At 31.8% G+C, this 6,775-nt stretch carries 9 protein-coding genes and 1 pseudogene; 3 read left to right on the top strand and 7 right to left on the bottom strand.

Annotated elements, in window-relative coordinates; all coding sequences use genetic code 11:
• Window positions 1–37 precede the first annotated feature (37 nt).
• On the bottom strand, window positions 38–424 hold the full coding sequence (locus tag B4E95_RS02860) for a hypothetical protein (RefSeq protein ID WP_291089795.1): 387 nt from the start codon (window positions 422–424) through the stop codon (window positions 38–40).
• Between the two features lie 117 nt (window positions 425–541).
• Between B4E95_RS02860 and B4E95_RS02855 the strand changes: the two genes are divergently transcribed.
• Together B4E95_RS02855 and B4E95_RS02850 are read left to right on the top strand one after the other, a co-directional pair.
• On the top strand, window positions 542–754 hold the full coding sequence (locus B4E95_RS02855) for an Mpo1-like protein (protein WP_291074820.1): 213 nt from the start codon (window positions 542–544) through the stop codon (window positions 752–754).
• Window positions 755–800: 46 nt separating this feature from the next.
• Window positions 801–1,013 (top strand): Mpo1-like protein, encoded by a 213-nt coding sequence (locus tag B4E95_RS02850; RefSeq protein ID WP_291074819.1) that lies wholly within the window; start codon window positions 801–803, stop codon window positions 1,011–1,013.
• A 1-nt stretch (window position 1,014) separates the two neighbouring features.
• On the opposite strand, the gene B4E95_RS02845 is transcribed toward B4E95_RS02850, so the two are convergent.
• The 6 genes and pseudogenes from B4E95_RS02845 to B4E95_RS02820 form a co-directional block, all read right to left on the bottom strand.
• Window positions 1,015–1,221, bottom strand: a complete 207-nt coding sequence (locus B4E95_RS02845) for an SGNH/GDSL hydrolase family protein (RefSeq protein ID WP_291089793.1) — start codon at window positions 1,219–1,221, stop codon at window positions 1,015–1,017.
• A complete protein-coding gene (locus B4E95_RS02840) occupies window positions 1,218–1,652 on the bottom strand; it encodes an SGNH/GDSL hydrolase family protein (protein WP_291089790.1) in 435 nt (144 codons plus the stop codon). The genes B4E95_RS02845 and B4E95_RS02840 overlap by 4 nt, the downstream gene beginning before the upstream one ends.
• Window positions 1,653–2,080 (bottom strand): annotated as a pseudogene (locus B4E95_RS02835) (SGNH/GDSL hydrolase N-terminal domain-containing protein); the annotation flags it as partial.
• An 86-nt stretch (window positions 2,081–2,166) separates the two neighbouring features.
• Entirely contained in the window at window positions 2,167–3,594 is a 1,428-nt protein-coding gene (gene purB / locus B4E95_RS02830) for an adenylosuccinate lyase (protein ID WP_291063349.1), read from the bottom strand.
• 21 nt (window positions 3,595–3,615) lie between these two features.
• The gene (locus B4E95_RS02825) at window positions 3,616–4,470 is read right to left on the bottom strand and encodes a fructosamine kinase family protein (protein WP_291063350.1); all 855 of its coding nucleotides are present in this window, start codon (window positions 4,468–4,470) and stop codon (window positions 3,616–3,618) included.
• Between the two features lie 56 nt (window positions 4,471–4,526).
• Window positions 4,527–5,816, bottom strand: a complete 1,290-nt coding sequence (locus B4E95_RS02820; protein WP_291089784.1) for an adenylosuccinate synthase — start codon at window positions 5,814–5,816, stop codon at window positions 4,527–4,529.
• Between the two features lie 230 nt (window positions 5,817–6,046).
• Between B4E95_RS02820 and B4E95_RS02815 the strand changes: the two genes are divergently transcribed.
• Window positions 6,047–6,736, top strand: coding sequence for a DsbA family oxidoreductase (locus B4E95_RS02815; RefSeq protein ID WP_291089781.1), 690 nt, complete (start codon window positions 6,047–6,049; stop codon window positions 6,734–6,736).
• The last annotated feature ends 39 nt before the right edge of the window (window positions 6,737–6,775 follow it).

Below are 6,775 nucleotides of genomic sequence, written 5' to 3'. Positions count from 1 at the left end.
AACAAGGGGAAGATTACATATTGAATTGATTAAGTTTCTATTTTCTATAGTTTTCTTTTATTACTTTTATGATTAATTCAAAAGCTTTATAACAAAAAAAAGGAATTCCAAATATACCAACTATCCAGCCTAACATTGGTGTGTATTTTCTATTTCCATCAAATAGATGATTAAAAGGAAGCGTTGCATAACAAAGTATAATGAAAATGAAATAGCCAATTATTCTAGTAATGTTTTTAGTTTTATTATTATAAAACTTATTGTTTAGAATGTAAAATACTATAGCCCCACCACCAAAAAATAACAGAGTTAAAAGTGCTATTACACTTGTTTGCTTTTCTTTTGATGCTATCAATAAAAAAATTGAAATAATTATAAATAGTATACTGATTAAGTAATAGATTTTTTTATTTTTTATAATCATTTTGATAAATACTAATTTTGAATTCAGTGAATAAATATAAATTTAAAATTACAAATTCTAATCTAAAGTTTAATAATCAAACAAATTCAACCTATATTTAAGTTAAAATCATCCAATATGAGAAAAATAGAACAACTTTTTAGTGAATATGGAGAAAGTCATCAAAATGGGACAAACAAAATCATTCATTGGATTTGTGTTCCGCTCATCTTTTGGACGATTCTTGGTTTTATTTCCTACATTCCAACACCGCATTTGTATGTTCAGAACTTTTGTTATATCAGTTTAGTCATTCATTGCATTGGTTATTTTTTCAATATTTTATTTTAGATTATCGGTTGTCGTTGGTTTCATTATGATTTTTCTAATGTTGATTATGGAATATTTTATTTCGTTGTGCAATCTTCAATTCAGTACAAAATCTTGGTTAGTTTATCTGGTAGTATTTATTATCACGTGGCTTTTACAATTTGTAGGTCACAAAATAGAAGGGAAGAAGCCAAGTTTTCTCAAAGATTTACAATTTTTGTTGGTTGGACCTATTTGGTTGTTAGGTTTTATTTTGAGAAAAGTTGGTATAAAGTATTAATCTATTTCTTACTCAAAATTTCATTTACTTTTTTTTCAATGACTTCTGATATTCTGCTAAAACCTAAATCATTTGGATGAATTCCGTCTGTAGAACCTTCGTTATCCGAACCGATTAAATTATCACCTTTCAAAAAATACAAATCTTTTATGCCTTCTTTTATCAAAGCATGGTATTGTGCACGATAGGTTTGATTTTGTTTTGTCATATCTTCGTGAGGGTTAAATCAAATTTACTCATTGGTCGAATTAAGCTTTCAACCATCAAAATAGGAGTTTTTAGATGATGTTTTCGGAGTAACTTGACGAACGGAATTGTTCTACTTTTGATTTCTTCAGGAGAACTATTTGGAACACAATCTAATATAAATAAATCAACCCCTTGAATATCTTTAATCATTTCAGCCAATTCAATTTCAATTTTTGCACTTCCACTTAAACCAAGATTAATGAATTCATAGCCTGTTTTTCGAGTTAAAATTGAAGGGTAATTCATTCCAGGACGACTTGCCGAAGCACCTTGCACAATGCTTGAACCATAAACCACGATTTTCTTTTTATACGCAATCGGTTGATTGATAAAATTAGCGGAAGCATCAATTCCTATTTTTAAATCTGTAATTTCGTTCCAAAGTGGCAAATAAAGTATGAATTCCTTTTCTGTCTTTGATAAATTCTTGACGATATCAATTCACTTTTGATATTTTGCTGATTTGGTAAAGCCGCACCTGCAAAAATCCACTTTCCGTTTTCTTTGATATACAAATCCAACCCACGCGCCATAATTCCAGTTGTATTCGCGCCCAAATAAGTAGAACGAGTTGTCCAATCCAGTTTTATTTGTGAAGTATTCGATTTGAATGTTACATATAATCCAGCGGGAGCAGTAAATAAACTTTTTACTTTTTCAGGAAGATTTGCGTATTTGTTGGTATCGATTCTATGGTAAAAAGGTGTATTATCAAAGGCTTTTCCTTGTACAGTAAATTCTTTGTTCGTGATATATTTGATTTGTCCAACTACGTGAAAAGAACAAATAAGTGCAAAAAACAGAATGAATTTTCTCATTGGTTATAATTGATTAAATGTTAAAATTAAAAAAAGACTTCCAATTCGGAAGTCTTTTTTTGTTTCATGTGTTGTTTTAAGCGTGTTTACACTTTAAGGTCTGTATGAGCGCCTAAAAGTGCTTTATTTTCTTCGATAATTGGATCAACCAAATCTTTTAAGAACTCTTCTGTTTGTTCAGAAGCAAATCCTGTAAAGTTTTTCGGATCTAATAATTCGACTAATTTCTCTTTGTCAATTTTTACATTATCATCTGCAATGATACGTTCAATTAAATCGTTAGATTTTCCTTCCATTTTCACTTGTTTTGCAGCTTCCATAGAATGTGTACGGATAATTTCGTGTAATTCTTGACGATCTCCACCATTTTTAACACCTTCCATAATGATATATTCGGTTGCCATAAATGGTAATTCTTCCGCGATATGCTTTTCGATGATTTTAGGATAAACGACTAAACCATCTAAAATATTGTTCCAAATGATTAAAATTGCATCAATCGCTAAAAATGCTTGAGGTACTGCTAAACGTTTGTTAGCCGAATCATCTAATGTTCTTTCGAACCATTGTGTAGAAGCAACCATTGCAGGAGAAGTTGCCAAAGACATCACGTATTTCGCTAAAGAGGAGATACGCTCTGAACGCATTGGGTTGCGTTTGTATGCCATTGCAGAAGATCCAATTTGATTTTTTTCGAAAGGTTCTTCAATCTCTTTTAAATTTTGTAATAAACGTAAGTCGTTTGTAAATTTATGTGCAGATTGTGCAATGTTTGATAATAATTCTAATGCTTGAGCATCAATTTTACGATCGTACGTTTGTCCTGAAACTGCAAAAACATTTTTGAATCCGAAACGTTCAGATAATTTTTTGTCTAATGTTTTTACTTTTTGGTAATCTCCATCAAATAATTCTTTGAAAGAAGCTGCTGTACCAGTTGTTCCTTTTACTCCACGAAAACGTAACGTATCTATTCTGAATTCTAATTCTTCTAAATCTAATAAAACAGATTGTAACCAAAGAGTTGCACGTTTTCCAACTGTTGTTAATTGTGCTGGTTGGAAATGTGTAAATCCTAAAGTTGGTAGATCTTTGTATTGACGAGCAAATTTTGCTAAACCATCAATCACATTGATTAATTGTCCTTTTACGTGTTGAAATCCATCACGAATCTGAATCAAATCTGTATTATCACCAACAAAAGCTGAAGTCGCACCTAAGTGAATAATCGCTTTTGCGCTTGGTGCAACATCTCCGTACGTATGCACGTGAGCCATTACATCATGACGAAACTTCTTTTCGTAAGCCGCAGCAACATCATAATCAATATTTGTTGCGTTATCTTTTAACTCTTGAATTTGTTCGTCTGTAATATCTAATCCAAGTTCCTTTTCAATTTCAGCTAAAGCAATCCAAAGCTGTCTCCATGTTGTAAATTTTTTCTCAGGAGAAAAGATATATAGCATTTCGTCACTACAATATCTCGATTCTAAAGGATTTTGATACTTGTTCATTGTATTTGTTTGTTTTGTTTTTTAAAATTTTTTCAAAATGGTTTGCACATCTTTCACATAATAACCTTCGAAAAGGTAAGCGTGTATTAGCAATGGAAATAATTGTGCAATCGGTAAACGCTCTTCGAAATTTGGTGCTAAAGGATTATTTTCGTGATAAGCATCAAAAAATACATCATCAAATCCTCCAAAAAGCTTTGCAATAGCCAAATCCATTTCGCGATGACCATAATAAATTGCAGGATCTATAACCGAGAATTCACCTTTTTTGTTGGCTAAAATATTTCCATTCCAAAAATCTCCATGCAATAAAGCTGGCTTTTCTTCTGGAAATATCGAATTCAATTGTTTACATAAATTCTCTGCAGATTTTATTTGTTTTGAATTGATTAATTGTTTGTTTTGAAGTAGTTTCATCATTGGCATGATGCGATTTTTTGCATAAAATTCGCTCCAAGAATCTGTTAAACTATTCGGCTGAACGACAATTGCAATGTAATTATCTTCTGACCAACCAAATTGTTTACTTGTATTTTGATGAAGTTTTGCTAAATTTTTTCCTAAGTTTTCCCAATTTACAACAGTAGGAGTAGAGTTTTCCATCCATTCTAATAATAAATATTGAAAATCTTTTCCGGCTTCGCCAACATTTACTACTTTCGGAACCGAAAATGTTTTGGTTTTTTTGATGGCTTCTAAAGCTCGTGCTTCTTTCTTGAAAAGATGAGGAAAGTTGTTTGCGGAATTTACCTTTAAAAAATATTTTTTATCAAACGATTCTAATCGAAAAGCATCGTTAATATCACCACCTTTTATTGGGACGATAGAATCTATACCTAAATTCAATTGTTTTAATCGTTCTAAAATTTCGTTCATAAAAATATCTCATAAAGTTATAGCCCAACAAAAGTCAGGCTATACTATTTAATTTATTAAAATAAAGTTGTTCTAATAATGTTTTGAGAACGCTCTGGTCCAACCGAAACTAAATAAACTTCGATTCCTAAGTATTTCTCAATGTAGTGGATGTAGTCTTGTGCTGTTTGCGGTAACTCATCAAAAGATTTTACGTTTGTAATATCTTCTTTCCATCCTGGTAATTCGTCGTATTGTGCTTCGTAATCAGCTAATTTTGTTGTAGAAGAAGTGAAATAATCAATGATTTTTCCATCTTCTGTTTTGTAACCTGTACAAACTTTTACTGTATCAATATTCGACATTACATCTAATTTAGTAATCACTAAATGTGTAATTCCGTTAATCATACAAGCGTGTTTCAAAGCAACTAAATCTAACCAACCTGTGCGGCGTGGACGACCTGTTGATGCTCCGAATTCGTGACCAACTTGACGAATTTGTTCTCCTAATTCGTTGTCCAATTCTGTAGGGAAAGGACCGTTACCAACGCGTGTACAATATGCTTTCGAAACTCCAATCAAATTTTTCAATTTTGTAGGAGGAACTCCAGCACCAACACAAACTCCACCAGTTGTAGGAGAAGATGATGTAACGAATGGATATGTACCAAAATCGATGTCTAACATTAATGCTTGTGCACCTTCGAATAATACATTTTTACCTTCGTCAATCGCGTGATTGATTTCTAATTCAGAATCCATGATACGTTCTTTCAAACGCTCTCCGTAAGCTAAATATTTTTCGTAAATATCTTCAAATTTTAATGGCTCTTTATTGAATAATTTTTCGAATAAAGCATTTTTAACCACTAAATTTTCTTTGATTTTTTCTGCTAAAACATCAGGATTTAACAAATCAATAGCACGAATACCAACGCGCGCTACTTTATCCTCATAACAAGGACCAATTCCGCGTTTTGTTGTACCAATTTGACTATCTTTTCCTGCAAATTCTTCACGATATTCGTCTAACAAAATGTGATAAGGCATAATGATATGCGCTCTTCTTGAGATAAAAACGTGATCTGTAGAATAACCTTTTGCTTCTAATTGTTCAGTTTCTGCAAAAAAAGCTTCAGGATTTACTACGACACCATTCGCAATAATACATTTTCCTTTGCATTGTAAAACTCCAGAAGGTAATAAGTGTAAGACAAATTTATCATCGCCCACATATACAGTATGACCAGCGTTGTTACCACCTTGGTAGCGTACAACATAATCCGATTTTTCGGCTAATACATCTGTAATTTTTCCTTTTCCCTCGTCACCCCATTGAAGACCGACTACTACGTGTGTTGACATATTGTTTGTTCGTTATTTGTTTTGGAATAAAAATGAAACTAATCATCTTATCTTGGTTCACTGCAAAGGTAATTTAAACCTTGTCTTAAACAAATTTAAAACTCAATTTAGCACGATTATTTTTCAAGATATTGTTAATAATTTTTCAAGATGAAATTAACCGAAAAATAACCGAATCCATTCAAATAAAAAGCGTATTTTTACAAACTTTTACACCAAAAATTTCTATAATGAAAATTGAAATCTGGTCGGATGTAATGTGTCCGTTCTGTTATATTGGAAAAAAACATTTTGAACAAGCTTTAACGCAAATTCCTTATCAAGATAAAATACAGTTTGAATGGAAAAGTTTTCAGTTAAATCCTGATTTATCTAAAACTGAAATTACTTCTGTCAATGATTATTTAATCAAAACAAAAGGAATTTCGGAAGAACAAGTTTCGGCAATGAATAATCAATTAGCTGAAATGGGAAAAGCTGTTGGAATTGATTTTCAACAACAAAATTCTAAAGTTGTCAATACAAGTGATGCTCATCGTTTGATCCATTTTGCGCAAGCGAATGGAAAAGGTTCGGAAGCAGAAGAAAGACTTTTTAAAGCGTATTTTACTGAAGGTAAAAATGTAGCTGATTATGAAGTTTTGGCTGAATTGGGTGAAGAAATTGGTTTGAACAAAACCGAAGTTCTTGAAATGCTAAATTCTGATGCAAATGTTTTTGAAGTTGCTTCGGATATTTTAGATGCACGTAATATCGGTGTTTCTGGGGTTCCGTTTTTTGTAATTGACCGTAAATATGCACTTTCTGGCGCTCAACCTGTCGAGTATTTCGTTTCTGCTTTGACACAGGCTTACGAAAAAGATCATTTGGATCAACCACAAAATGGTGCTTCTTGTGATGTTGATGGAGATTGTGATTAAAACAATTTGCAAATAAATATAAAAAAGAGGCTGTCTCAA

Origin of the sequence: Empedobacter sp. UBA7494 (genome assembly GCF_002478465.1) — a bacterium.
Taxonomy (GTDB): Bacteria; Bacteroidota; Bacteroidia; order Flavobacteriales; family Weeksellaceae; genus Empedobacter; species Empedobacter falsenii_B.
This window is presented reverse-complemented; position numbering and strand designations above follow the sequence as displayed.